This window comes from Jeotgalicoccus aerolatus, assembly GCF_014635205.1.
In the GTDB taxonomy this organism is placed as follows: Bacteria; Bacillota; Bacilli; order Staphylococcales; family Salinicoccaceae; genus Jeotgalicoccus; species Jeotgalicoccus aerolatus.
In genome coordinates this window covers 100,608-125,402 of sequence record NZ_BMCN01000003.1, presented here as the reverse complement: position 1 = coordinate 125,402, position 24,795 = coordinate 100,608, and the positions used below count along the sequence as shown (strand labels likewise).

The window sequence follows — 24,795 nt, the reverse complement described above, 5'->3', positions numbered from 1 at the left end:
TAAATTATTATTTCTCTCCATCAATGAACCGATACATATTATAATCAACCGGGTTCTCCAATATGAAATTCATTTTGGCTACTTTATGTTTGTCTTCACTCAACCCTATCGATGCATTTTCTGTTGAGGACATATCAATACTGACTTCACCCATATAGTAATGGTAGACACCCTCATCGTCGTCTCTTTTCACAAACAAGTGAATATCAGTTGCGTCATGTTCATGTTTCTCAATAATCTCTTTGTTAATCTTGGAATCTAAATCCGTCCCTTTTCGTGTATACCACTGAAACACATGAGAGTCTAAGAAACGGTCGTCATATCTAACTGATTCATCAATATCATCTTTTTTGTTATAGTTCACAAATATTGGTGTCGTATTATGTTTGGTTTTGTATCCATACATCGTGCTGGACTCATCTTTTTCCCAGTTCAGTATTCTACACACATCTGTCCTACTGTATTTTTCATTAATCGTTAGTTGAACCGTCTGATCATAATTTTTCGATTGTAGTAACCCTAATTCTAATAAGTCGTCTACTTGTTTTCTAAAATATTCATCTTTTAAAGAAGATCTAAATTCTTTTGTCACGTATATTTTCTCACCATCTACTTCTATGAGCGGATATTTATATTTTTTCCGCTTTTGCTGAGTATAGAATTCTAAAGTAAACATTCTGATGATCGATCTCAGTGTCTCATTTGTCATGTAATAATTATGTTCTTTCATGTCTCTTTGGAATTCGCTTTTATTAACCGGACCATTCAATAACTTTTTGAGCAATAAAATCTCTGTAACTCTTTTACCATCAACAATTTCTTTCGATATATAAGTTAATATCCTATCTTGTCCGTTGGTAAGTGGTACAGTTTCCTCTTTGATTTTCGTTAAAAATTGTACGTAATGATCATACTTATTTAATACTAACATTGGATTCATCGCATCTTGATCTTTATATAATTCAACCAACGTCGGTATCTGTCCGAGTTTATTTTTTGTATAGTGATACAGTTTCTTTAGGTTAGCTAAGGTATCTAATGATACTTTTGAAATAGACTTAAAAATTCTATCTTGAGCAATTCTTTCAAAATTAATTGTTGATTCACCAGTTATTAAACTACCGCCAACAACATCTTTCCGTAAACTATCTTTATTGAAAGATTTGTCTCCTGTTAATGCTACGGGTATCAAATAGTTATTTTTATAATTACCGATAAAATCAATTACTGTGAGAAATTCTTTATCAACGTGTTTTCGTAAACCTCGACCAAGTTGCTGGACAAAGATAATACTCGATTCTGTTTGTCTTAGCATGACCACCTGATTAACTGAAGGTATATCAACACCTTCATTGAAAATGTCTACCGTGATTAAGTAATCTAATTTATTAGCTTCTAGCATCACTACAGCTTCTTGACGTTCTTCTTGAGAATCCATACCTGTTAATGCTCTTGTTTTATACCCTTTTTGATTAAGTAGTTCAGATAATTTATGAGCTTCCTCCCTATTTGAAACAAACATTAATCCTCTCACTTCTTCACCTGCGTGGGAGTAATAATGTAGCTTATCAATGATATGCTGGATTCTCTCTTGGTCTAACAGTTCATTCATTGAGCTAGTATCACTTACTGTTTCTCCATTCACAATATAATCAGTCACACCAAAATAATGAAACGGTGATAAAATTTCAGCTTCTAATGCTTTTTGTAATCTAATTTCATAAGCAATATTGAAATCAAACAGACCAAAAATTTCATTATTATCTGTACGTTCCGGAGTTGCAGTCATTCCTAATAGGAACTTAGGCTCAAAGTAATTGATTATTTTAGTGTATGAGTTTGCACTGCTTCGATGTGCTTCATCCATCACAATGTAATCAAACGCGTGTTTGGGAAACTGTTCTAAATGACTTTCTTTTGAAAATGTCTGTACAGTGGCAAACATATATTTCGCATCGATATCCTTTTTAGATCCGCTGTATATACCAAAATCAGATGGATCTCCACCAATTAAGTTTCTATAATCATTTAGTGATTTCATTAAAATTTGTTCTCTATGGGCAATAAATAGAACTCGACTCGGATTAAAATTTCTGACATCAAATGCAGACAAATATGTTTTCCCGGTTCCAGTAGCTGATATGACCAGACCTCTTTTTTCACCAGATAAACGCAGTTCCTCCAAAGATCTTAGAGCTTCTTCTTGCATTAAATTAGGTGTTATCTCTTCTAGATTAAAATTATCGTAGCGATATGGTTTCTTTGTTTCTATTAACTGAAGAACTTTTTCATCAGGCTTATTTTCTAAATAGGTCTGCTCATAGCTTTTAATCCACTCTTCCGATAAAAGAGTAGAATCTTTCCACAGTAATTCGAATTGTAATCTGAAATGTTGAATCACTTCACCATTATCTAAAGAAGTCAGTTTCAAATTGTATTCATAATTCTTTTTAAGTGCTGCATCAGTTAAGTTTGAGCTTCCAATAAACATTACAGAATAATCTTTCTTATCAAAAACATATCCCTTGGCATGAAACCCTACCTGTTGAGTAATGTGTACATCTATATTAGGAATCTTAAGTAATTCTTTAAAAACTTTTGGCTTATTAAAATTTAAATATGTAGACGTGATGATTTTACCTCTTACACCACGCTGGTTAAGTTCATGTAACACAGTCTTTAGTGAAGCAATGCCTCCCTCGGTAATAAAAGCAACTGAGATCTCGAAAGACTGACATGATTCTAATGCGTCGAGCATCGGTGACAAGACATTTTCATCTTTAGTATTAATAATCAATTCTGGTGGATAATGTGAAGTCTTGGTTGTAAAGCGATCAATAAAGCCACGTTCGTAAGCATTCAGTAAATTTGCTTTCCTTGATTCCATAGCATCCCGTCCGTTCCGTTGATATATCTTTATTATAATTAAGATTTCGAAATAAGTGAAGATCCAGAACTCATATAAGATTCCGATTAATTACAAAAATATAAATGTATCGTAAATCTACTTATTAATATAAAAAAGCTCAAGAATATTTATATTCTCAAGCTTTTTTATACTTCATCACATACTCATTATTCTCTTCATCAAACTCGCCATATTCAAATCCAAAAGATTCCAGAATTTTCCCCATCACTTCATTGCCTTTAACATAATCCGCAATGAGTACATCAAATCTGTCGTCTTTTTTAAACATATCCATCACTTTCTCCACTATCGCTCTGCCATAGCCTTGACCTTGATATTCCCGGCCAACCATCATCCGCCAAATCATATATTCCTTCTCTTCCACGTCTTCATCCAGCAGTACGAAGCCAACCACAGTTTTTCCATCCTGTACCGCATACGGAAACACGTCTCCCGCTTCACGGTACAGATACGCATCTGCGATCGACCGCACATTCTGTGCAACAAATTTCCCTTGTGCTTCTGTCACCTTCAACTGCAGCACTGCTTCATAGTTTTCTTCATTGATCTCAACAAACTCAACCATCAGCCAACTCCTATTCCACCGCTTCACTCACCGCAAAGTAGTTGTCCTGCCCATCGTTAAAGTTAAACGTCTTCATATCCGGTATTTCCACCAGTTCTCCAACATGCACGCCTTTGTCCTTAAATTTCTCATACGTCTCTTCTATATTCTCCACTTCAAACATCAAGGACGGTGTTTCACGGCTCACTTCCGGGCTGTATTTTTCTATAAATGCCAACGGAAACAGTACCAGTGTCGTTTCTGACGCCACTTCCGGCGCGATTTCAAATCCTTTAAAGTTTTCCATTAAATCCAGTTCATTTTTAACTGTAAATCCTAAACGGTTCGTCCAAAAGTCTACTGCCTGATCGATATCTTCGACATACAACATGACGTTCATTAATTTTTTTATCATTTAAGTTCCTCCTTAAATTCTAAACCCTGCGGTATTTTCTTAAACCAAAAATATCCAGCAGCACAAACACAAGTATGAACAACACCAGCGCCAATAAGTCTTTCCAAATATGCAGGAAGCCGTTGCCTTTAATCATCACTTCAGTCAAGGCGTCTCCTGCATAGCTCAGCGGAAAGACATAGCCGATTACACTAATCCAGTCTGCAATATTATCCAAGGGAATAATCCCTGAGAAAAATATTTGCGGAACGATTATCAGCGGGATAAATTGCATCATCTGAAATTCCGTTTTTGCAAATGTCGAAATGAACATGCCGATGGCTAAAGCGCTTAGGGCCAGCAGGATGTTAATCACAAATACCCAGCCGACAGCTCCCTTGATTGTCATATCCAGTAAATAGATTGAGTACATTACGATAATCATCGTCTGGACGATCGCAAATATACCGAAGCCGATTAAATAACCGACGATGATTTCACTCCGTCTGACCGATGTCGATAAGATTCTTTCCAGCGTGCCCATCGTCCGTTCTCTGAGCAGTGCAATTCCTGATATTAAGAAGACAAAGAAAAAGACAAAAAAGCCGATGAGGATTGGGAACATTTTATCGAAAAACGTACTGTTTTGACTCCCGTACAAATAGTCTTCTTCTACATCAACTGACGGCAGCACCGCTTCTTCCGGCAAGGCTCCCATGACACTGTTCAGCTGTTCTTCTTTCATTGCTTCAAGTCCTGATTGCACCATCTGCCTGACTGCCGTTGTTCTTGTCGGGTCTTCATTTTTATACGTAATATTCACCGCTTCATCCGAAATTTCAACAAAGGCGTCTAAATCATCCGTATCGAGCAGCGTCTCCATCACCGGTGCCACTTCATACGGCACCGCTTCCGCGTCTTCCGGCAATCCTTCTATAAACGTTTCATTCGTCGTATGCGGTATACCGATTCTAATATCCGCTTCATTATTCACATCGAAGATAAAATACATCAAAGTAATCACTATCAGCGGCGCCAGCATCATTAAAGCAAGCGTTCTGACGTCTCTGATCAGCTCTCTGATAATCTTTACCGCGATGGCTTTCAGACGCGTCATGTTTCCACCTCCATATTGATGAACACTTCCTCAATAGATGCCGCCTTAAATTCCCGCATTAAATCTTCGGGTGTGCCTACAGCCAAAATTTCACCGTCAACTAATAGTGCCACCCGGTCGCATTTCTCCGCTTCACTCATCACATGCGTCGTTACGATTAGACCTTTGCCTTCATCTGCTAAGGCGCTCAGCTGATTCCAGACTGACAGTCTTAATTTCGGATCGATTCCCACAGTCGGTTCATCCAGCACGATAAATTCCGGTGATCCGAGCAGTGTAATCGCCAGCGACAGTCTCCGCTTCATACCCCCGGAAAACTGAGTCACGACTTTGTTGCGGTATTCGTATAAGTCGACGAGTTTTAAGTTTTTATCGATTTCCGTCTGCAGGGTCTCTTTGCTTAAATTTTTCAACTGACCGAAAAACACCATATTTTCATAGGCAGTCAACGTGCCGTACAAGGCAGTCTCCTGCCCCATATAACCGGTACGATCCAGCACTTTACGCTTTGGCATCTGTTCATTCAGCACAAACGCTTCACCTTCTGTTAAATCTTCCATGCCGAGCATGCAGCGGATGCACGTCGTTTTACCTGAACCGCTCGGACCGATTAAACCAAGTATTTCCCCTTTTTTTACTTCTAAATTTATATTTTTAAGGACGCGATGAAAGAAAAACTTCTTTCCCGCGTCGTGCAGTGATGCAATAATTTCAGCCATTTCCTATCACGACCTTCATGTCTACACTTTTTCTTGCTGAATACCCTTTTACAGCTGACTTCAAGCGTATATTTTTGAAAAAAGCAGTACGATGCGGGAACATCGTACTGCTTTTTCTGTAATGATTCCGAGTGGGATTGAACCACCGACCTCTTCGATGTCAACGAAGCGCTCTCCCGCTGAGCTACGGAATCATATTCGGTTACTAATATAGATTACGCTATGCCTGTATAAAAATCAACTTCATTTTATTTAAGACAGCAATTTTTCCGGCAAATCTGAACATTGCATATTTTTATATTCAGGAACTTTTTTATATGCTAATCTGGATTAAATAAGGGGAGGTTTAATATGGATAAGAAACTCAGAAGAAAAGTATTATCAGCAAGTTTAATTGGTTCATCAATCGAATGGTTCGACTTTTTCCTGTACGCTGCTGTAGCAAGTATTATTTTTAATACGCAGTTCTTCGTTACAGACGATGCGTTCCTGTCGAATATTCTGGCCTATTTCGGGCTGGCATTATCATTCTTTATACGGCCTTTAGGGGGCGTCATCTTTGCACATATCGGTGACAGGGTCGGCCGTAAGAAAACATTAATCATTACTTTAAGTTTAATGGGACTGGCTACCGCCGGTATCGGTCTGTTACCTACATATGCACAAATCGGAGTTGCTGCACCTTTGCTGCTGCTCTTATTCCGTTTAATTCAAGGACTCGGCATCGGCGGAGAATGGGGCGGCGCCCTGCTCTTAGCAACTGAATACGCGCCTAAAAATCAGCGCGGCCTGTTCGGAAGTTTCCCTCAGATGGGGATCCCGATTGGACTCGTGCTCGCTTACGGATTTTTCTTTTTACTGACATGGGCAATGCCTGAAGAAATGTTTCTTTCATGGGGATGGAGAATTCCATTTATCTTCAGTCTGCTCTTAGTCATCGTCGGTCTTTTAATTCGTAAAGGACTGGACGAAACACCCGCTTTCATTGCTATGCAAAAAGAAGCTGAAGCGAAAAATGAAGTCCGCCGTTTGCCAATCGTTGAAATTTTTAAGAAGCATCCGAAAGAAGTACTCATTACTTCCGGTGCTAAATTCGTTGAAACCGGGCCGTTCTATATCTTTACTACATTTATCGTCGGTTACGGTGTTTCGAATTTAGACGTATCGTTTGAATTTATGATGCTGTCTATTATGGCCGTATCTGTACTGACGACGATTATGATTCCTATTATGGGCAGTTTATCAGATAAAGTCGGACGCAAGAAAATGTTCTTAATCGGTGCGGTCGCTATGCTGATCTACGCGTTCCCGTACTTCATCATCGTCAATACACATGAACCGGTGCTCGTTATTCTGGCGACCTTTATCGGCTTGGTTGTCGTTTGGCCGCCGATTACTGCCATACTCGGCACCATGTTCTCAGAATCATTCAGCAAGGAAGTCCGTTATACCGGCGTCACACTCGGTTATCAAATTGGTGCCGCAGTTGCCGGCGGATCTGCACCGCTGATTGCTGAGTTCCTGATGAACCAGTTCAACGGTTCAAGCATACCGGTATCGCTGTATATTGTACTCACAGCAGTCGTATCACTGATCGCTGTGCTTGCAATGCGCGGTGAAAACGCACAAGATAAAGAAGATCGATTAATGAACGCCGAATAATATATTATGGAGTGAATACATTGATTACTTTGACAGATAAAGAAATAGCAGAACAGTATAAAATCAGCCATGCAATTAAAGACGTTAATGCGATTTTAAAAGATTACAATGAAGATAATATTGTCGAGTCCATCCGCACAGTGCTGCCTGCGGGTGATGACAGCTCTATGCTGTACATGCCGTGCATCAGCTTGACTCAGCAAGTATCGATTATTAAAACAGTATCGATTTTCCCGAACAATAAAAATCTGCCGACGACTCAAGGCAATATTTTAGTGACAGACTTAACCGACGGCGCCCACAAGGCGACGATGGACGCGTCGTACTTAACGCGACTGCGTACCGGTGCGATGACAGCCATTGCCACAGATAAGCTGGCCCGTCAAAATGCTAAATCATTAGGCGTAATCGGCACAGGGAATATGGCATTTGAACAAGTCCTCGGCGTTGTGGAAGTCAGAGACATTCAGAAAATTTATCTCTATAACCGCACGGCTGAAAAAGCAGAACAGTTTAAACAGCGCCTTGCAGCCTTTGGCATTTGGGCTGATATTGAAGTTCTGACAGACGTCGATGCCCTAGTCAAACAGAGCGATATTATTAACTGTGCGACACAAAGTAAAACACCCGTATATAACGGCGAATTACTGGCTGCTGGAACGCATGTGAACGGTGTCGGATCATTTACTCATGAAATGAAAGAAATGGACCAGACAGCGATTAAACGTGCAAATCACATCTATGTCGATGACATGGACGGTGTCAAAGACGAAGCCGGTGAACTGATCGATGCCGTTGAGGCTGGAATCATCAGCTGGGACGATATCAGAGGAACACTCGCGGATATTTACGACCAGGGTCACCTGCGTGAAAATGATACGGATATTACGATTTACAAATGCGTCGGTGCCGGTTACTTTGACCTGGCAGTCGCAGGCGGCGTTATGAAAATGTTTGCTTAAATTGATTAAAGAACCGGTATTTTAAAATACCGGTTCTTTTTTTGTTGTATAATGAAACTAAGATTAAACGTTCATGGATTACCGGTAGACATCGCGGCACACCGATAATAAAAATAAGGATGCGTTTATTAATGAGATTGCTTTTAATATCATTTTCCATTGTAATACTTACTGCCTGCAGCTACTCTCCAGTTGACGATGAAGATGTCACTGAAGAAGATACAGACACTGAAAACGCAGAAGAAAACGATGCAGAAACTGAGAATTCTGAAGAAGAATCTAAAGAAGAACCCGCACTTGAACCTGCATACGATAATGCGGGCAATGTCGATATTCTCTCCCCTAACTTCCACAAAGATTATTTAAATCACTACTACTATTACAGTTACGGCGGAATTGAACGCGGCATGACATCTGACGAAGTGGCAGAACTTATAGGCGAACCTTCGGAAGATGACGATATACCCGCAGATGAAATATTTAACGACCTGGCCGTCAGATACTCTTATCAAGCCGACACCGTTGAGCAGGTCTTAGTCACTCCCGATGAAACAATTACTTTCGATGAAATAATTAGTGCTTTCGGTGAGCCGACACAAGATTTATCACCCGAAGACATCGGCAGCACCGTCCGCATTTTAATCTATCAGCCTGCTGACGATGCAAACTTCTATATTGCAGTTGAAGGCGATGGAGATGACAATGTCAGCTTGATTTACCCTTCCCAGCTAACGAATGCAGAAGTCGTCAATGAAGACAATGTGATGGATTTCATTTCAGCATATTACGATAAAAATGTGCTTGATATGTCGCTGATTAATTTTGAAGACCCTGTATTCAGCGAAGCCGACGGTTACTTTGAAATCCCATTCGTCAATGTCCACCACGGATTAACCGGGCTGTTCAGAGTATGGCCATACGGCCAGATCGATTATATTAATGAAAATGGTGAATATGCATACGGCGAGTTCATCCCGTATGCTGATGGTGAAATTAAATAGGTTTTATATGAAGGAGGAATTTTTATGTGGTTTATTGTCATCATTGCTGTTGCCGGGATTATAGCGGGTATTATTAGTAATTACTTGAACCATCGAAAAGAAATGGAAACTATTAAAATTGAGCAAATCGATAAAGAAGTTGAACTCCAGCGTTTGAAGCAGGAAAATTATCTTCTCGAAAATGAAGAAATGAAAGTTGTTTTGGACCGGATTAAAGAAGATAATGAGAGACATGCAGCTGAAAAGAACAGCCCTTGGCTGATTCAGGAAACACGAGATCGTCAGCTCGAGGAAAAGAAAGAATCGTAATAATAAGGCGTCTCTCGTAATGTAATCGAGAGACGCCTTATTATTTTCTTAGTACATTCTAATACACTCTTCGACCAAGTCAAAGAATTGATCGTTATTTATACCTACACCCACTAAAGCATTAGCTTTCTGTTTCAGCACATTAGATTCATCACATACCGTTCGGCCATAACATGGACCACGGTTAATGTCGACTTCAACAAACATATCTTTCACTTCAAATAGATCGGGATTTATCAAATAAGCAATCGTCGTTGCATCGTGTATAGGTCCAGCTTCCAGACCAAATTCTTCATACCCTTTCCATTAACGTATCTATGATAAATTGAACATCATTTTTATCTTGAGCTTTACGTTTCAACTCATCAAACACAGGTCCGTCAATACCTGTCTCTCCATGTACATTTCCTGCAACAAGCTGTTCTCGAACGAGTGGTTCTGACATACCGGCGTAGATTTCCGTATCCATATCCAGCAATTGTGCAACATTCAAACCATTTCTCACTGTATTGTTTAATGTCTGATTTCCGGCGACAATAGTAATACCCAGCAGTTCAATTCATGGATGAGCATTCGCCATCAACATTGCAACTGCATCATCATGTCCAGGATCACAATCGAGAATAATTTTATTTTTCATTATTAAATCTCCCTTTTTTAAAAAATTTCATCACATTTGTAACATACACCTATTACTGATAGTATAAATATGATAATTTTACATCAATTTAATTTACTTATATAAAGAAAGCGTGAAAGTTATGTTTGAATTTTTACAGCGCCAGTCCCGTCATTTATACCCTGGCTATTTCGCCATGGTTATGGCGACTGGTGCTTTATCGTTGTCCTTATGGTATTTAGGTCTGCCGCTCGCAGCAGAGCTTCTACTGTATTTTAATATTTTTATATTCGCGCTGCTGATCGTCTTAAACGGCCTAAGATTGATTTTAAATACCGGGGATTTCTTCAGGGATCTTAATGATAACGGGAAAGGTCCCGGATTTTTCACTTTAATTGCCGCTTCAGGGGTGTTAGGCAGCCAATTTGCCGTAATTAAAAATATGGCCGGAACTGCATTTGTATTTTGGCTTGTTGCATCGATTATCTGGCTGATATTAATGTATACTTTCTTCACTTTAATCATAATTAAAAAATCAAAACCCATGATTGATGAGTCGATAAACGGCGGCTGGCTGCTCGTTGTCGTATCGACACAATCTTTAGCCGTACTTGGAACGCTCGTTGCCGACAGCACAGATTTTTCTGAAGTCATGATATTTATCGCTCTGATTTTATTTTTACTAGGCTGTGCTTTATATTTAAATATTATTGCCTTTATCTTTTACCGTCTGATGTTTTTAAAAATCGAAGCGATGTCATTGACGCCGCCCTATTGGATCAGTATGGGGGCGCTCGCGATTACAACACTTGCCGGGTCAGTGCTTGTATTAAACGGGACAGGTATAGCAGCTGAGCTTGAAATTTTCATTAAAGGCTTTACATTATTTTTCTGGCCGCTCGGTACTTGGTGGATTCCGCTGCTGATTACTCTCGGCATCTGGCGTCATATTATAAATCATTATCCGCTGTCTTATACACCGGACATGTGGGGTATGGCCTTCCCTATCGCTATGTATACGGTGGGAACTGTGAATTTATCGATGGCGCTGGATCTCGATTTCTTAATGATTATTCCTAAAATCACAATTTTTGCTGCCGTCATCGTTTGGCTGCTGATTCTGACTGGTTTAATTATTCATCATGGGAAACGTCTGAAGCGTTAGGCAAAGTTGGCTCGTTTAGGCGGACTCATTGGCCGAGTAAACACCCTAGTCGGACAATCAGTCTCTCTCATTGGCCGGCCGTCGCAATTCCAGCCTTAACTCATCAAGTTTTCGCTTCATCTTAAAGGGTATATTCATGACATAGACCAATTTGGGAGTGAAGATGATGAATTTAAGTGACTACAGAATTCCAGAAGATAAAAATATAAAGCTAAGTGATTATTTAACTTCAGAAGGTAAAAAAGAAGATAACAATAATATTAAAGAGAATACTATTCCCCCGCTCGTCAAGACGCTGAAAGATCTGCATCTCAAGTTACATGCGGCGGAGAAGAATGGGATTATGGTAGTGCTTCAGGCAATTGATGCTGCTGGAAAAGATGAAGCCATTTCTTATATTTTTTCAAATTTAAATGCTCAGGGCTTGAAAGTGACTTCATACGGCAAGCCGAGCGAAACTGAGAAGAAACATGCTTACTTATGGCGGCTGTACGAGGGTGAGCCCGAGCGCGGTCAGATTGCTATATTAAATCGCTCGCATTACGAAGATGTTATTGCGACGCGCGTGAATGATTTGCTGGAAGATGATGATGCTGACATCGATACACGCTACCGCCAAATTAATCATTACGAGCAGTACTTATCCGAAAATGGTTTTTCTGTCGTAAAATTCTTTTTCAATATGTCGAAAGATGAACAGAAAGACCGCTTCTTAAAACGCATGAAAAATCCTGACAAACAGTGGGAGTTTTCATTTTCTGATATCGAAGACCGTAATAAGTGGGTTAAATACCAGCAGGCTTTTGAAGGCATGCTGAACCACACGTCTACTGAGCACAGTCCATGGTACATTTTGCCGGCGGATGATGAGTGGCATACCAGACAGATTATTACTGAAGTGATGATCAGCGTTCTAAAAGACATTAATCCTGACTTCCCTGAGATTTCAGGTGAAGATAAAAAAGAACTGGATGAATATATTAAAAAGCTGGAAGATGAATAAAAAGCCTGGGAGCAAAAGCTCATAAAATGACATCAATGTTATACAAGATAAAAAAATCCGTACGCTAGACTCCTCGAAGTCTAACGTACGGATTATTTACGTCACAGTCTTTTTTTCTATATTATCCCAGTTTATTCAGCACAATTTCAGCCATTGCTTTAGCAGAAATCAGCAGAGATTTTTCATTCACTTCAAATTTAGGGTGGTGATTCGGATAGGCAGTGTCTACGCCGTCCGGTTTAGCCCCAACGAAGATGAAGGCACCCGGGATTTTTTCCAGATAATACGCAAAATCTTCAGAAGCGGCCTGCGGTTTATCGCGGTATACTTTTTCAAAGTATGAGCCCTGACTTGCAGTCAGCACTTCTTCAATTTCATCGATTTTCTCTTCCGTATTGTAGAGCACAGGATAATCGTACACATAATCCAAAGTACACTCAACATCGTAAGCTGTTTCCAGTCCTTTAACGAGCTTAGCCATTTCTTCATAGACCGGCTCTCTATTGTCCATCGACAAGTAGCGGACAGTCCCGCGCAGTGTCACGCTGTCCTGAATAACGTTATACCCGCCCGGTGCTTCAAATGCTGTAATGGAGACGACCACAGAATCTCCCGGATTCATGCGTCGGGATACGATGGTCTGTGCTGATGTTACGAAATATCCGCCCGCAACTAAGGCATCATGTGTCGTGTGCGGCATAGCGCCGTGACCGCCTGATCCTTGAATTTTAAGATCGAAATTAGAACGGCCGGTCATTGCTTCACCCGGACAAACGGTAATATCGCCGAGATCCAAGGTCGGGAACAGATGAATGCCGTAGACTTCATCTAAATCATCAAGAATACCGGATTCAACAATGCTCTTCGCACCGCCCGGCGGGATCTCTTCAGCATGCTGATGGATGATTTTGATTGTCCCTTTTAATTCATCTTTCAAATCGATTAATGCTTCGCCTAAAATTAACATATAAGCAGTATGACCGTCGTGTCCGCAAGCATGCATGACACCGTCATTTTTCGATTTAAATTCAACGTCCGCTTCTTCAGTAATCGGCAGCGCATCAAAATCTGCGCGGATACCAATGACAGGCCCGTCTCCGGCACCGCCTTCAATTTCAACGATAATACCGTAGCCGTTGCCCGCATTCGCTGTCAGGCTGACGTCTTTATCTTTATAAAATTCTTCGATAAACTGCGCTGTCTTCTCTTCTTTAAATGACAGCTCAGGATTTTCATGCAAGTGCCGTCTGATTTCAACCATACGTTCTTCATTTTGCTCGAGCTTTTCAAATAATTTATCTTTTAATGACATGTCCATTACCCCTTTTTAGAATTAATTAAAAATTTCTTCTCTAAAGAAGTGAAACAACACTAGCGGAAGTATGGCAGCGTGAGGTAAATATGGCATCACGATACCTGTAGCAAGGAACGTATCCCACATACCCTCTTCTTCTGTAAACAAAACTTCGCCCCGGCTGATCTTGTCACTGAAACGCGCCACCTCTTCGGGTTCAAACAGCTTCAGTTTTTCTTCCATGTAGGATGTGTTGACGAGCCGCTTAGAAATGGCATTAATAATTTGCGGGCGGGTCTGATACTCGTCTAAATCGAGATCCAGATTTTCTGCAACTAGATTCATATGATCTTCAGTTAAGAGCAAATCGTAAAATTCAATAATCGGATAATCCAGCAGATTTACAGTCGTCGTGTACTCTGCATTATTTAAATTAACATTTGATATAGTAATCCCTTCAGGCAGCGGCGGCAAATAAATCGTTGAGCCGAAGTTTCTCAATATACCGTCGATGACTTCCTCGTGCATGACAGCCATGCCGTCGCCGATATATAAAAGATGGTGGTTATAAATTAAAAAGGGATTCTCTTCAGGATTAAACGGCATTTTAATCAGATTGTCTCCGGTTAATGCATTGGAATAGCGTTTAATCAGCTCAATTTCTTCAATTCTTAAACTGTCTCCAAGTAAAGTTAAATAATCATCAGAACTGGCTTCTTCGATTTTTTCCTCTACTATTTTTTCAAGCTGAGATAAGGATTCACCCACTTTGTCCAAATGAACATAAGTTAAATAGGTATTATAAAATGTTCGTAAATCCATCGTGATCCTCCTTAAGTGATAGGGTTTCCTCTGTTAAACAGACGTGCGAGCTTTTTATTGACCGCACTGACCGGATAACGTTCCCGGTAGTTTTTCGTACGGGCATGAGAATAGACACGCACATAGTCAGGATGGTGTTTATCCTGCAAAATGTTTAAAGTTTCAAGCAATTGATCGACTCCGCCGATATTTTCAATCGGCACTTCACCGCCGTAGCTGACAACTTCAGGAATCGGCTTCGTAATATTCGTCACTGAATCCAGCCTTACATCGACAACGTAATCATCATCCGAGTCGTAAAGATACTGTATATGTTCCTTCGTTAAATACACATCCAGCATCAGAGCATTTTTGTTTACATCATCTTCAGATGCAATCAACGCACGATCCGTCATGAATTCGCCGCTGCCGATATTATTCCAGCCAAATGCTTCGCAAATAATAATTTCCAGCTCTAAAAAGTTCAGCCGGCTTGGGATTGAAACCGTCCGGTAAATATTTTCAAGCCCGTTAATCGTAAAGGTGACATTGTAGGCGTTGTAATTTTCAAGCGTCTCTGTCTGAACCTCTTTGCCGATCTGCTTAAAATTTACTTGTTTTAAAGCGTTCAGTACGTCGCGGTGCATCACTAAATAATCGGGATGCACTTTAACCAGCAGGCCCGATTCCAGCGCCGTCTGCCAGCGCGGATGATTTTCATAGACCGAGTAATCTTTTTTGACATTATCTTTAATCTGGCTAAACGACACATCATCCAGCTGATTCAGCGCCACCGGCAAATAATCAGGTGACGTTAAATGTACGATGACTTCATTTAAATAATCATCCTTATACTGCCCGGCCGACTTAATATTCAGCTTAGACATGACCCGTCTCAGTTCGATAAAGGTTAAATTATTATACAGCCAGTAAATCGGCCCGTTATATATCTTCTCAAGCTTTGAAACATCCTGCGGTTCAATGGTCTCACTGCCCGGAATGGACATCGGTGTGTACGGGAATATGCCCGTTTGCTCGAGCGCACTGTTCAATATATTCACCACTTCTGAGTGAATCACACCCTCCGTGCCGTTATCTTCCAATATAAACTGGTAGTCGATGAGTGTCGGATATTTACCTGGTAAATACGATACCCTATGTACGTTATCATGCGACGCTTCAGTCGATAAACGCCGCAGCAGCTTAGCTTCTGCCATCGATAAATGTTCGAACATTTCATGTAAAGCCGTCTGCGACTCGAGCTCTTCCAGTTTATATTTAATCAGCGCCTCATTGGTCGTAAAATTCGCCGCATTAAATAAGCTGGCCCGGACCAGTTCATGCTCCCCTAAATACGTTTGATAAAAAGTCTGTATATCCACCCTGTGTGCCTCCCGCCGTAATTATCTTCATCATTACTTCTATTTTACACGTAATCAGGACGTAAATGCATCTGGTGACGCTTATTTATATTATAAGAATGGCATTAGGTATATGGTATATTTTAATTATCAACGAAGATAAGGGGAATATTTTATGAAAAAATCTTTAGTTATGATGATAAGTATTTTACTCCTGACATTGACTGGATGCGCTGGCGGTTCAGAGTCTGAACTGGAAGGTAAGACACTCGGGTTATCAATGTACAATCCGACAGTTTCTAAGGAAGAAGCTGAGGCGGCAGAGTTTAAGTTCTCTTCAAACACGCCGGTGTTCGATTTTGAATCATCGAAAGATGTTACATTTTCGCTTAATGGCAGTACATATACAGGGGAGTACACTTTAGAAGATGAACATTTATCGATTACTGTCGAAGACGGGGATGCTTCGATGTCAATTGATTTTGATGAATTTAAAGCAAGTGAGGAAGAGTACGCTTCATATAGCGGTACGGTATCTGATGGTGAATTAGACGAAGGTGACGAGACAACACAACTGACAAACGCTTATAGAAACTTTGGTCTCGATGAGCACTACCTCTTTTTAGAAGAATAATTTAGATTAAAAATCTCCCGTGACTCCTCGGGGAAAAGCATCAGCTGAAGACTACAGGCTTCAGCGATGCCCCGGGAAAGCACGGGAGATTTTTATAAAAGAAAGTCTTATTCCGGCAGTTTAGACACACCGATATTTGTCATTTCAAATGCATTCAAGACATGGTTTAACTGATCTTCTGTCAGCACTTCATATTTCGAGCACAGTTCACGGACTGGTTTTCCTGTCTGCATTGCTTCTACGGCAATCGCAGAGGCTTGTTTGTAGCCGATATGCGGAACTAATGCAGTTATAACGCCGATGCTGTTTTCAACATATGATTTCATCTGTTCTTCATTCGCCGTAATTCCTGCAATACATCTTTCCGTAAACACTTTAAAGCCATTATTCATAATATCGATTGACTGAATCAGGTTAAAAGCAAGAACAGGCTCCATTACGTTCAATTCGAACTGGCCTGCTTCTGATGCCAGACTGATCGTATGGTCGTTACCGATGACCTGGAAGGCAATCTGGTTAAGCACTTCAGCCATTACAGGGTTAACTTTCCCAGGCATGATTGAAGAGCCGGGCTGACGTGCCGGCAAGTTAATTTCATATAAGCCTGCTTTCGGACCAGATGCCATCAGACGGAAGTCGTTCGCAATTTTCGACATATTAATCATACAGATTTTAAGCGCACTTGAAATTTCCGTGTAAGCATCCGTATTTTGCGTACCGTCTACTAAGTTTTCTGCTGATCTCAGTTTGTAGCCTGAAATCTTACTCAACTCTTCCACCACTGTGTCGATGTATTTCTGGTCCGCGTTTAAGCCCGTGCCGACTGCTGTCGCACCGATATTAATTTCGTACAAGTTCTCAAGCGAGTTCGATACGCGGCGGATATCTCTCGATAATACTTTAGCGTAAGCACTGAACTCCTGACCTAAACGAATTGGCACTGCATCTTGCAGATGCGTGCGTCCCATTTTAATGACATGATCAAATTCCACCGCTTTAGCTTCAAATGCCTGGCGCATCGTATTCATTGTTTCAAGCAGTGTTTCAGCGTGAATTAGCAGACCGACGTGAAGTGATGTCGGGAAAGCGTCGTTTGTCGACTGAGACATGTTTACATGATTATTCGGGCTGATAAAATCATAGTCGCCTTTATCGCGTCCCATAATTTCTAAAGCGCGGTTGGCAATCACTTCATTGGCGTTCATATTCGTCGAAGTCCCTGCACCGCCTTGAATCGGATCAACGATAAAGTCTTCGTGCAGCTTGCCTTCAATAATTTCCTCGCTCGCCTGAACGATGGCGTTCTTTTTATCTTCTTCAAGCACACCGTTCGCGTAGTTGCCAAGTGCTGCTGCTTTTTTAACCATGCCGAGGGCACGGATTAAATCTGAGTTTAAACGGTAGCCCGTAATCGGGAAGTTTTCTAAAGCACGCAGACTCTGTACGCCGTAATAGGCCGAGTCGTCTATTTCTTTTTCTCCAAGAAAATCTGATTCAATTCTCGTTTTGTTTGTCATTTTGCTGCAGCTCCTAATAAATTATTTAATAATCATCGATTCAAAATCTTTTGGAAAACTGTTTAACGTTTCCGTTGTGTCTTCCCCAATATACAGCATATCTTCTATTCTTACACCGCCGATATCGGGTTTATAAATCCCCGGCTCAATCGTAATGACATGACCCGCTTCAAGACGATCCGTGTTACTGCCGTGGACCGAAGGCGCTTCGTGTATATCCAGGCCGAGTCCATGGCCAATCCGGTGCATGAAGTATTCCCCGTAGCCAGCAGCTTCAATGATATCTCTCGAGGCACGGTCGATATCACCCATGATTGTCCCTTTTTGTGCTGCTTTGATGCCTTCAAGATTTGATTTCAGCACAGTTTTATAAATCTCTTCCTGCTCTTGAGTCGCTTCCCCCACGATAAACGTCCGTGTCATATCAGAAACATAGCCTGTATCCGACACCACTCCGAAGTCAATTAAGAGGAAGTCTCCCCGCTGAATCACGTCTGTCCCCGTATCACCGTGCGGCATCGCTGACTTTTTACCTGTCAGCACACTCGGGCCGAAGCTCGGGCCTGTTGCGCCATATGATTTAAACTGCGTCACCAGAAAATCTGAAATCTCCATTTCAGTTTTCCCTTCTACGGTAATTGTTTTTAAGTCATCCAGTGCTTTTTCAGTCATTTCTACGGCTCGGAGCAGTTCTTTTTTATCGTGTTCGTTTTTCTTGCCTCTTAAGTAATTCACTTCTTTGTCGAGCGTGCTGATATTGTCCGGTGAGTATTTTTCAATTAAACGTAAATATCTCGCGTAAATTAAATGCTCGCCTTCCACGGAGATAGTCTGATCTTTACCGATCGTCTCAAAGACATACTGAAACGCATCATCCTTGTCATCATGCGGTAAATACGTCGTCAAATCCGTATTGGCTCTGACTGTTTCCCCGTCCAGCGTCGGAAAAATCAAAGCCGTTTCACCCGTTTTATTATTTACAATCAGCAAAAGCAGCCGCTCATGCGGGTCCAAACGGACACCCGTAAAGTAAAATATATTCATCGGATCGGAAATAATAGAGTAATCTGTCTTCACACTTGTTCTGAGCGCTTCGATTTTTTCTGTCATGTTATGATTCTCCTCCAATTAATTTTGAGTTAAATACTGATCGAACCAGCGTACGATATGTGACAGCCGCTGCATTCTCAAGCTCGGTTTGCCGGAGCGCGACAGTTCGTGGGATGATTTCGGGAAACGGACGAATTCTGTTTCTTTCCCTCTTGATTTCAACTCGATAAAGAGCTGCTCACCCTGTTCAATCGGACAGCGGATATCTTCTTCACCATGCAGAATTAAGAGCGGTGTCTCCACATTTTTTGCATATTTCAGAGGTGAATGATGCCATAATTTATCGATATCATCCAGCCCGGCTAAAATTTGCCAGTCTGTAAAGTAATAACCGATATCCGACACCCCTCTAAAGCTGATCCAGTTACTGATTGAACGCTGGGTCACAGCTGCTTTAAAGCGGTTCGTATGTCCGACGATCCAATTGGTCATGAAACCGCCGTAAGAGCCGCCAGTAACACCGAGATTATCGGTATCCAGCCAGTCGTATTTTTCAGTAATGAAATCTACTGCAGCCATAATATCTTTGTAATCCCCATTGCCGTAGTCGCCGCGGACAGCGTCGACAAATTCCTGGGAATAACTGTGAGATCCGCGCGGATTGACAAACAAGACCGCATAGCCTGCTGCAGCCAGTATTTGCATTTCATGGAAATACGTATTGGCATATAAAGCATGCGGACCGCCATGAATATTCGTAATCAGCGGATAGTCTTGTCCGGTTTCATAGCCGGCAGGTTTCATAAACCAGCCGTGAATCACAGTGTCATCAAAACTGGAAAACTCAATGGCTTCAGGTTTGACGAGATTTTTGTGACTGACATAATCGTGATTTTCTTCTGTCAGCTGCGTCAGCACTTCTGTTTCCAAGTCAAATTTGTACAGCTCACTCGGCGACACATGCGTAGATATCGTTAAATACGCTGCCGTCTGATCTGCAGTCATACCGAAGATATTGTGCTCACCGCGAAGGAGCGGACGAATACTGCCCTCCACGTCTCCTCTGTATAAGTTCACACTGCCGAATTCAGATACTAAAAAGACGTATTCTGTATTTGAAATCCAATCTGCAGAGTTACTTGCTGCGTTTTGCTGAGTATCCTGAACCACAAGACCGCCGACAGGCTTATCGAGTTTCGTTGTAACATCGATGCTGTCTGTTGTATTCACATCATATATTTCAATGTGCGGATGTGTCGCATTTTTATATTTGCGCGTCATCATCGTCATTAAAATATTATTTTGATCCGGAGACATTACAGCCTTTATGAAACTGGCATCATTTTTAACTAGTGTATCTGCTTCTCCTTTACGCATATATAAGGTTTGAGCAAAGTTAAAATCCGGCTGATCACTCTGATCAGTCGCGTATATAAAACCGCCTTCAAAAACATCGTGAAGCGTATAATTTTCTTCTCCCGATAAGACAGTTTCAGTTTCTTTTGATTTTATATTTACAGATTTAACTGCCGTATATTTCTCGGGAAATACACCGTATGGTCCCGGACCGCCATCGCTCTTATATTTCATACGGGTAATGACCGCCGCTTCGGGTTTCTGGTCTTTATCGTCTTTGGTTTCCTCTTTTTTCTGCAGAGGAGATGACACGTGGTAATACACCGACAAATCGTCGTGAGAGAACTGCGCACCAAATACGCCGTCTTCTTCGAATGTCAGCTGTTCGCGTTCCCCGCCAGCATGACGGAGGATAAACACCTGTGACTTGCCTGTATCGTCCGGTGCAGTGAACAGTGTCATCGTACCGTCGTTCGAATGATTCACCCCTGAAATCGATTCGTTCTTATATGTAAGCTGCAGGCTCCCCCTGCCGTCGTAGTTATGAAGATATGAATAATATGTATCCTTGTCTTCAACCGTCTGTGTGACAAGATAAGTCACCCTGTCTGTGTTCGGCACCGTTAATGGCGACGACACGGACTTAATATTGAAAATATCATCAATTGAAACTTTGCTCATTTAACTTCCCCCTTTTTTATAAATATAACATTCTTTATCGTGCGTTTACTAATATTCGCTTATAAAGTAAAAAGATAAAAATCGGCACAGCAGACAGCATAACCATGATGCCTGTCGGGATTTGAAGCGGTGCGATAATCGTCCGTCCAAGCGTATCGATGATGAGAATATATAAACCGCCAATTAAAATAGAACGTTTTAAGAGCGGACGAAAAGCCATCGGTTTAATATATAAAATAATTTGCGGCACGATAATGCCGGCTAAAGCAATAATGCCTGTATAGCTGATAGCGACGAGCGGCGGCACAGCTGCCGTGACTAATAAGGCCGGCCGGATGACACTGACATTTACGCCGAGTGCGTGTGCTCTAATATCACCGAGTTTTAGCAGGTCCAGTACTTTGCCGTTACGCTCCAAAATAATAAATGAAACGGCTGTTAAAAATAAGACGATTGACACCTGGCTAAAGTTTGCACCGCCGAGTGAACCGAACATATACCGGGCGATGTTCGCAGTATCATTTGGAAATATTAAGATGATGATATACAACAGTCCCGACAGCAGGGCGCCGAGCAGGATTCCTGTAATGATCAGCGTCTCCGGCCGGTAGGCAAGATCCAGCCGCCTGGCAATAACCAGCACTGCCGCAAGGCTTAATAGACCTAAAATGATGCTGATGACCGGTGCAAAAACGACTGGAATTACCGTTACGACAGTCAGCGCTGCCCCCAGCACCGCCCCGTTTGCCATTCCGAGTGTGAAACTGTCAGCCATCGGGTTTTTTAAAATAATTTGAAACACTGCCCCGCTCATGGCAAGCGCGCCGCCGACCAGTATCGCCATTAAAGCACGCGGTAAGCGTACATCCAGCATAATGCTGAAGGCCTGAATATTATCGATCTCGCTAAGACTGACAGAACCCGTAAATACACTGGCAACGACTCCGGCAATTAATAGCAGAACCAGTATACTATTTGTCTTATTCATATACGCACGCTGCGATGGCAGCCAATCCTTCAGTAAATCTCGGGCCAGGGCGCGAAATGATATCCGGATTCGGCGTGCACTGGTTTTCCTCGCTGGTAATCGGCGCACCTTGCAGACCTGCAATATTATTTAATTCATTTGTTAATTCGTCATTAGAAATACCGAGAGATGAAATCACTGTATTTGGTGCGCGGCTGATCAGATCTTCAGATGTAATTGCCGGAAAACCGTTTAAATCATCAAAAGTATTATTGATATTCAGCGTGTGTAGAAAATCATCCATGAAGGTGTCATTACCCGCAATATAAATATCCGGTGCCGTTGAAATAAGAAGCAGCGCATCCCCTTTGGCCGCTTTCGTTTCATACTCTGCTTGAATACTGCCGACTGTTTCTTGAAGTTCTGTATTCAAACGTTCCGCTTCATCTGCTTTACCGATAAACTCCCCGATATTAGTAATCGTGCTGTAAATCTCTTCAATTTTCTGTGCATCATCGACGACCAGCACTTCTGCACCTGTGCTGGATGCGACTCTGTCGATAATATCTTTATTCGCATCATGACCGGATGCATGAGAAACAATGTGCGACGGTTCAAGCGCCATCATCGCCTCCTCATCCAGGGCAAAACTATCCAGCCGCGTCAAATCTTCACTTAAATCTTCGGGATAATTGTCCGATACAGTCACGGCTGTAAGATTCTCTTTGGCACCCAGTTCAGAAATAATTTCTGTATTGCTCGGCATCAGAGATATAATTCGCATTTCTTCATCTTCTGTCACCGCTGCCTGATCATTCGTTTCTGCACCACAGGCTGCGAGCAGCACGATAGTTAAAAGGCTGATGTATATGTAAGCTGTCTTCATTAAAATGTGCACGCCCTTTTATATGATTTTTTTCATTATCCTAAGTATATTAAAGTTTGTCATGCTTATGTAGAGGAAAACCAAGATATGTTTAAGATTTTCACACGACAGATTACAAAAATAGCCGGGACACCCTGAATTTGGGTGCCCCGGCTGTCATCTTATCTTGATTTACATTTTTTCAGGTGCTGAGACGTCGATCAACTTCAGCGCGTTTTCCAATGTTTGGCGTACTGCTTCGATCATTAAAATATAAGCGCGGGTTTTATCGGCATCTTCACCGAGAACTTTTTCTGCGTTATAGAATTTGTGGAAGCTCGCTGCCAAGTCGTGGATGTAGTTCGGAATACGCTGTGTGGCGCGTGATTCTGCTGCACCGCGAACGATGTTCGGGAATTCCAATACTTTTTTAAGCAGCTCAAGTGCTTGTTCATTTTCAATTATATCGACAGGTGCTTCAACATCGATTTCAAATCCATTTTCCTTAGCCTGGCGTAATATGCTGCAGATTCTTGCATGTGCATATTGTGCATAGTAGACAGGGTTGTCGCTCGATTCGCTGCGTGCGAGATCCAGGTCAAAGTCAAAATGAGTGTCTGTTGAACGCATAATCATGAAGTAACGTGCTGCGTCTACACCGATCATATCGATTAAGTCGCGCAGTGTCACTGCTTTACCTGTACGTTTACTCATCTTCACTTCTTCGCCGTTTTCAAGGAGACGGACCAGCTGCATAATTTGAATTTCGAGTTTATCCGGGCTTTGGCCTAAAGCACCGAGAGATGCTTTCAGGCGGTTAATATAACCGTGGTGGTCTGCACCGAATAAGTTAATCAGCTTGTCGTAACCGCGTTCCACTTTGTCAAAGTGGTAAGCAATATCCGGCATTAAGTAAGTATAAGTGCCATCACTTTTGACGAGGACACGGTCTTTATCGTCTTTAAAATCTGTCGTGCGAAGCCACGTTGCATCGTCTGCTGAATAGACGTAACCATTGTCTGTCATCGTCTTCATCGCTTCATCGATTTCGCCGCTTTCATACAGTGATGTTTCGCTGAACCAATTATCAAAGTTAATACGGAATTCTTCTAAATCTGCTTTCAGCTTGCGCATCTCATACTCAACACCCAAGTCGCGGAATTTAGCAATACGTTCTGCCTCAGCTAAGTCTTTGTACTCTGGGTGGTCAGCAGCCAGTTCCTCACCGATCACTTTAATGTCTTTGCCGTTATAGCCGTCTTCCGGCATATTTAGCGGCTCACCGAGCGCTTCAAAATAACGCGCCTCAATTGATTTAGCAAGATTATTAATCTGGTTGCCGGCATCGTTAATATAATATTCACGCGTCACATCGTAGCCGGCAAAGTCTAAAATATTAGACAATGTCGCACCCACTGATGCATTTCTCGCGTGCCCGATATGAAGGTCGCCCGTCGGATTCGCACTGACGAACTCAATCAGCACTTTTTCTTTGTTTTCAAGCGTTGAACGGCCGTAATTTTCTTTCTTGTCGAGGACGGTGTAAATCACATTTGCGAGTTCTGCTGTATCCATTTTAAAGTTGATAAAACCCGGTCCCGCAATGCTGATCTCTTTAATGCTTGCTGCGTCTTTATCGATGTTGCTGATAATCGTCTCTGCGATTTCACGCGGATTTTTACGTGCCAGTTTTGTCAGCGTCATCGCTGCATTTGTTGAAAAGTCTCCGTTATTTTTATCCTTTGGCACTTCAACTTTAATTTCAGGAATACTTTCAGTTTCAACTAAGCCTGAGTTTTTAACCGCGGCTTCAATCGCTTCTTTTAACTGCTGTTTTAAGTTCAT

The 24,795-nt window shown here is 41.6% G+C and carries 23 protein-coding genes and 1 tRNA gene; 7 read left to right on the top strand and 17 right to left on the bottom strand.

Features of this window, described 5'->3' with window-relative positions; genetic code table 11:
• Window positions 1-7: 7 nt before the first annotated feature.
• The 6 genes from IEU81_RS09095 to IEU81_RS09070 form a co-directional block, all read right to left on the bottom strand.
• The gene (locus IEU81_RS09095; protein ID WP_186089271.1) at window positions 8-2,887 is read right to left on the bottom strand and encodes a DEAD/DEAH box helicase; all 2,880 of its coding nucleotides are present in this window, start codon (window positions 2,885-2,887) and stop codon (window positions 8-10) included.
• A 157-nt stretch (window positions 2,888-3,044) separates the two neighbouring features.
• Complete coding sequence (locus tag IEU81_RS09090) at window positions 3,045-3,494, bottom strand: GNAT family N-acetyltransferase (RefSeq protein WP_092597823.1); 450 nt, start codon at window positions 3,492-3,494, stop codon at window positions 3,045-3,047.
• Window positions 3,495-3,504: 10 nt separating this feature from the next.
• Window positions 3,505-3,888, bottom strand: a complete 384-nt coding sequence (locus tag IEU81_RS09085) for a VOC family protein (protein ID WP_186089272.1) — start codon at window positions 3,886-3,888, stop codon at window positions 3,505-3,507.
• Between the two features lie 19 nt (window positions 3,889-3,907).
• On the bottom strand, window positions 3,908-4,984 hold the full coding sequence (locus IEU81_RS09080) for an ABC transporter permease (RefSeq protein ID WP_186089273.1): 1,077 nt from the start codon (window positions 4,982-4,984) through the stop codon (window positions 3,908-3,910).
• Window positions 4,981-5,703: an ABC transporter ATP-binding protein gene (locus IEU81_RS09075; protein WP_092597832.1), complete on the bottom strand. Its 723-nt coding sequence runs from the start codon at window positions 5,701-5,703 to the stop codon at window positions 4,981-4,983. The genes IEU81_RS09080 and IEU81_RS09075 overlap by 4 nt, the downstream gene beginning before the upstream one ends.
• Window positions 5,704-5,825: 122 nt before the next feature.
• Window positions 5,826-5,897: transfer RNA gene (locus IEU81_RS09070), tRNA-Val, on the bottom strand.
• A 157-nt stretch (window positions 5,898-6,054) separates the two neighbouring features.
• Here IEU81_RS09070 and IEU81_RS09065 point away from each other — a divergent pair.
• The 4 genes from IEU81_RS09065 to IEU81_RS09050 all read left to right on the top strand — a co-directional run bounded on the left by IEU81_RS09065 (window position 6,055) and on the right by IEU81_RS09050 (window position 9,637).
• Window positions 6,055-7,365 (top strand): MFS transporter, encoded by a 1,311-nt coding sequence (locus tag IEU81_RS09065; protein ID WP_186089274.1) that lies wholly within the window; start codon window positions 6,055-6,057, stop codon window positions 7,363-7,365.
• A 20-nt stretch (window positions 7,366-7,385) separates the two neighbouring features.
• A complete protein-coding gene (locus IEU81_RS09060; RefSeq protein WP_186089276.1) occupies window positions 7,386-8,327 on the top strand; it encodes an ornithine cyclodeaminase family protein in 942 nt (313 codons plus the stop codon).
• Between the two features lie 131 nt (window positions 8,328-8,458).
• Window positions 8,459-9,328, top strand: a complete 870-nt coding sequence (locus IEU81_RS09055) for a hypothetical protein (RefSeq protein ID WP_186089278.1) — start codon at window positions 8,459-8,461, stop codon at window positions 9,326-9,328.
• 24 nt (window positions 9,329-9,352) lie between these two features.
• Window positions 9,353-9,637, top strand: a complete 285-nt coding sequence (locus IEU81_RS09050; RefSeq protein WP_186089280.1) for a hypothetical protein — start codon at window positions 9,353-9,355, stop codon at window positions 9,635-9,637.
• Between the two features lie 48 nt (window positions 9,638-9,685).
• Here IEU81_RS09050 and IEU81_RS11120 read toward each other — a convergent pair whose 3' ends face one another.
• Window positions 9,686-9,919: a nucleoside hydrolase gene (locus IEU81_RS11120; RefSeq protein ID WP_208454703.1), complete on the bottom strand. Its 234-nt coding sequence runs from the start codon at window positions 9,917-9,919 to the stop codon at window positions 9,686-9,688.
• A gap of 10 nt (window positions 9,920-9,929) precedes the next feature.
• A complete protein-coding gene (locus IEU81_RS11000) occupies window positions 9,930-10,187 on the bottom strand; it encodes a nucleoside hydrolase (RefSeq protein ID WP_245203013.1) in 258 nt (85 codons plus the stop codon).
• 211 nt (window positions 10,188-10,398) lie between these two features.
• Here IEU81_RS11000 and IEU81_RS09040 point away from each other — a divergent pair, with 211 nt between their 5' ends.
• Together IEU81_RS09040 and IEU81_RS09035 are read left to right on the top strand one after the other, a co-directional pair.
• Window positions 10,399-11,421: a tellurite resistance/C4-dicarboxylate transporter family protein gene (locus IEU81_RS09040; protein ID WP_186089281.1), complete on the top strand. Its 1,023-nt coding sequence runs from the start codon at window positions 10,399-10,401 to the stop codon at window positions 11,419-11,421.
• Between the two features lie 166 nt (window positions 11,422-11,587).
• Entirely contained in the window at window positions 11,588-12,424 is an 837-nt protein-coding gene (locus tag IEU81_RS09035; protein ID WP_186089283.1) for a PPK2 family polyphosphate kinase, read from the top strand.
• 121 nt (window positions 12,425-12,545) lie between these two features.
• Here the strand turns inward: IEU81_RS09035 and IEU81_RS09030 are convergent, their stop codons facing one another.
• From IEU81_RS09030 to IEU81_RS09020, 3 genes are read right to left on the bottom strand one after another with little or no spacing between them, the layout of a single operon-like run.
• Window positions 12,546-13,736 carry an amidohydrolase gene (locus tag IEU81_RS09030; RefSeq protein WP_186089285.1) on the bottom strand — a complete coding sequence of 397 codons (1,191 nt, stop codon included), beginning with the start codon at window positions 13,734-13,736 and terminating at the stop codon, window positions 12,546-12,548.
• A 21-nt stretch (window positions 13,737-13,757) separates the two neighbouring features.
• Entirely contained in the window at window positions 13,758-14,540 is a 783-nt protein-coding gene (locus IEU81_RS09025) for a hypothetical protein (RefSeq protein WP_186089287.1), read from the bottom strand.
• A gap of 11 nt (window positions 14,541-14,551) precedes the next feature.
• Complete coding sequence (locus IEU81_RS09020) at window positions 14,552-15,901, bottom strand: IS1096 element passenger TnpR family protein (protein WP_092597862.1); 1,350 nt, start codon at window positions 15,899-15,901, stop codon at window positions 14,552-14,554.
• A gap of 154 nt (window positions 15,902-16,055) precedes the next feature.
• Between IEU81_RS09020 and IEU81_RS09015 the strand changes: the two genes are divergently transcribed.
• A complete protein-coding gene (locus IEU81_RS09015) occupies window positions 16,056-16,514 on the top strand; it encodes a hypothetical protein (protein ID WP_092597865.1) in 459 nt (152 codons plus the stop codon).
• Between the two features lie 107 nt (window positions 16,515-16,621).
• Here IEU81_RS09015 and aspA read toward each other — a convergent pair whose 3' ends face one another.
• The 6 genes from aspA to argS all read right to left on the bottom strand — a co-directional run bounded on the left by aspA (window position 16,622) and on the right by argS (window position 24,795).
• Window positions 16,622-18,031 (bottom strand): aspartate ammonia-lyase, encoded by a 1,410-nt coding sequence (aspA, locus tag IEU81_RS09010; protein ID WP_186089289.1) that lies wholly within the window; start codon window positions 18,029-18,031, stop codon window positions 16,622-16,624.
• Window positions 18,032-18,052: 21 nt separating this feature from the next.
• Window positions 18,053-19,141 (bottom strand): aminopeptidase P family protein, encoded by a 1,089-nt coding sequence (locus IEU81_RS09005; protein ID WP_186089291.1) that lies wholly within the window; start codon window positions 19,139-19,141, stop codon window positions 18,053-18,055.
• Between the two features lie 18 nt (window positions 19,142-19,159).
• On the bottom strand, window positions 19,160-21,118 hold the full coding sequence (locus IEU81_RS09000; RefSeq protein ID WP_186089292.1) for a S9 family peptidase: 1,959 nt from the start codon (window positions 21,116-21,118) through the stop codon (window positions 19,160-19,162).
• A 34-nt stretch (window positions 21,119-21,152) separates the two neighbouring features.
• Window positions 21,153-22,106 carry a FecCD family ABC transporter permease gene (locus tag IEU81_RS08995; RefSeq protein WP_092597878.1) on the bottom strand — a complete coding sequence of 318 codons (954 nt, stop codon included), beginning with the start codon at window positions 22,104-22,106 and terminating at the stop codon, window positions 21,153-21,155.
• Window positions 22,099-22,971: an ABC transporter substrate-binding protein gene (locus IEU81_RS08990; protein ID WP_186089294.1), complete on the bottom strand. Its 873-nt coding sequence runs from the start codon at window positions 22,969-22,971 to the stop codon at window positions 22,099-22,101. The genes IEU81_RS08995 and IEU81_RS08990 overlap by 8 nt, the downstream gene beginning before the upstream one ends.
• 171 nt (window positions 22,972-23,142) lie before the next feature.
• The gene (gene argS / locus IEU81_RS08985) at window positions 23,143-24,795 is read right to left on the bottom strand and encodes an arginine--tRNA ligase (protein WP_092597884.1); all 1,653 of its coding nucleotides are present in this window, start codon (window positions 24,793-24,795) and stop codon (window positions 23,143-23,145) included.

Excerpts from the sequence above, each read along its gene's own strand:
- IEU81_RS09095 (WP_186089271.1), bottom strand. The coding sequence starts at position 2,887 with ATGGAATCAAGGAAAGCAAATTTACTGAATGCTTACGAACGTGGCTTT.
- IEU81_RS09090 (WP_092597823.1), bottom strand. The coding sequence starts at position 3,494 with ATGGTTGAGTTTGTTGAGATCAATGAAGAAAACTATGAAGCAGTGCTG.
- IEU81_RS09085 (WP_186089272.1), bottom strand. The coding sequence starts at position 3,888 with ATGATAAAAAAATTAATGAACGTCATGTTGTATGTCGAAGATATCGAT.
- IEU81_RS09080 (WP_186089273.1), bottom strand. The coding sequence starts at position 4,984 with ATGACGCGTCTGAAAGCCATCGCGGTAAAGATTATCAGAGAGCTGATC.
- IEU81_RS09075 (WP_092597832.1), bottom strand. The coding sequence starts at position 5,703 with ATGGCTGAAATTATTGCATCACTGCACGACGCGGGAAAGAAGTTTTTC.
- IEU81_RS09065 (WP_186089274.1), top strand. The coding sequence starts at position 6,055 with ATGGATAAGAAACTCAGAAGAAAAGTATTATCAGCAAGTTTAATTGGT.
- IEU81_RS09055 (WP_186089278.1), top strand. The coding sequence starts at position 8,459 with ATGAGATTGCTTTTAATATCATTTTCCATTGTAATACTTACTGCCTGC.
- IEU81_RS09050 (WP_186089280.1), top strand. The coding sequence starts at position 9,353 with ATGTGGTTTATTGTCATCATTGCTGTTGCCGGGATTATAGCGGGTATT.
- IEU81_RS09040 (WP_186089281.1), top strand. The coding sequence starts at position 10,399 with ATGTTTGAATTTTTACAGCGCCAGTCCCGTCATTTATACCCTGGCTAT.
- IEU81_RS09035 (WP_186089283.1), top strand. The coding sequence starts at position 11,588 with ATGAATTTAAGTGACTACAGAATTCCAGAAGATAAAAATATAAAGCTA.
- IEU81_RS09030 (WP_186089285.1), bottom strand. The coding sequence starts at position 13,736 with ATGTCATTAAAAGATAAATTATTTGAAAAGCTCGAGCAAAATGAAGAA.
- IEU81_RS09025 (WP_186089287.1), bottom strand. The coding sequence starts at position 14,540 with ATGGATTTACGAACATTTTATAATACCTATTTAACTTATGTTCATTTG.
- IEU81_RS09015 (WP_092597865.1), top strand. The coding sequence starts at position 16,056 with ATGAAAAAATCTTTAGTTATGATGATAAGTATTTTACTCCTGACATTG.
- aspA (WP_186089289.1), bottom strand. The coding sequence starts at position 18,031 with ATGACAAACAAAACGAGAATTGAATCAGATTTTCTTGGAGAAAAAGAA.
- IEU81_RS09005 (WP_186089291.1), bottom strand. The coding sequence starts at position 19,141 with ATGACAGAAAAAATCGAAGCGCTCAGAACAAGTGTGAAGACAGATTAC.
- IEU81_RS09000 (WP_186089292.1), bottom strand. The coding sequence starts at position 21,118 with ATGAGCAAAGTTTCAATTGATGATATTTTCAATATTAAGTCCGTGTCG.
- IEU81_RS08995 (WP_092597878.1), bottom strand. The coding sequence starts at position 22,106 with ATGAATAAGACAAATAGTATACTGGTTCTGCTATTAATTGCCGGAGTC.
- IEU81_RS08990 (WP_186089294.1), bottom strand. The coding sequence starts at position 22,971 with ATGAAGACAGCTTACATATACATCAGCCTTTTAACTATCGTGCTGCTC.
- argS (WP_092597884.1), bottom strand. The coding sequence starts at position 24,795 with ATGAACTTAAAACAGCAGTTAAAAGAAGCGATTGAAGCCGCGGTTAAA.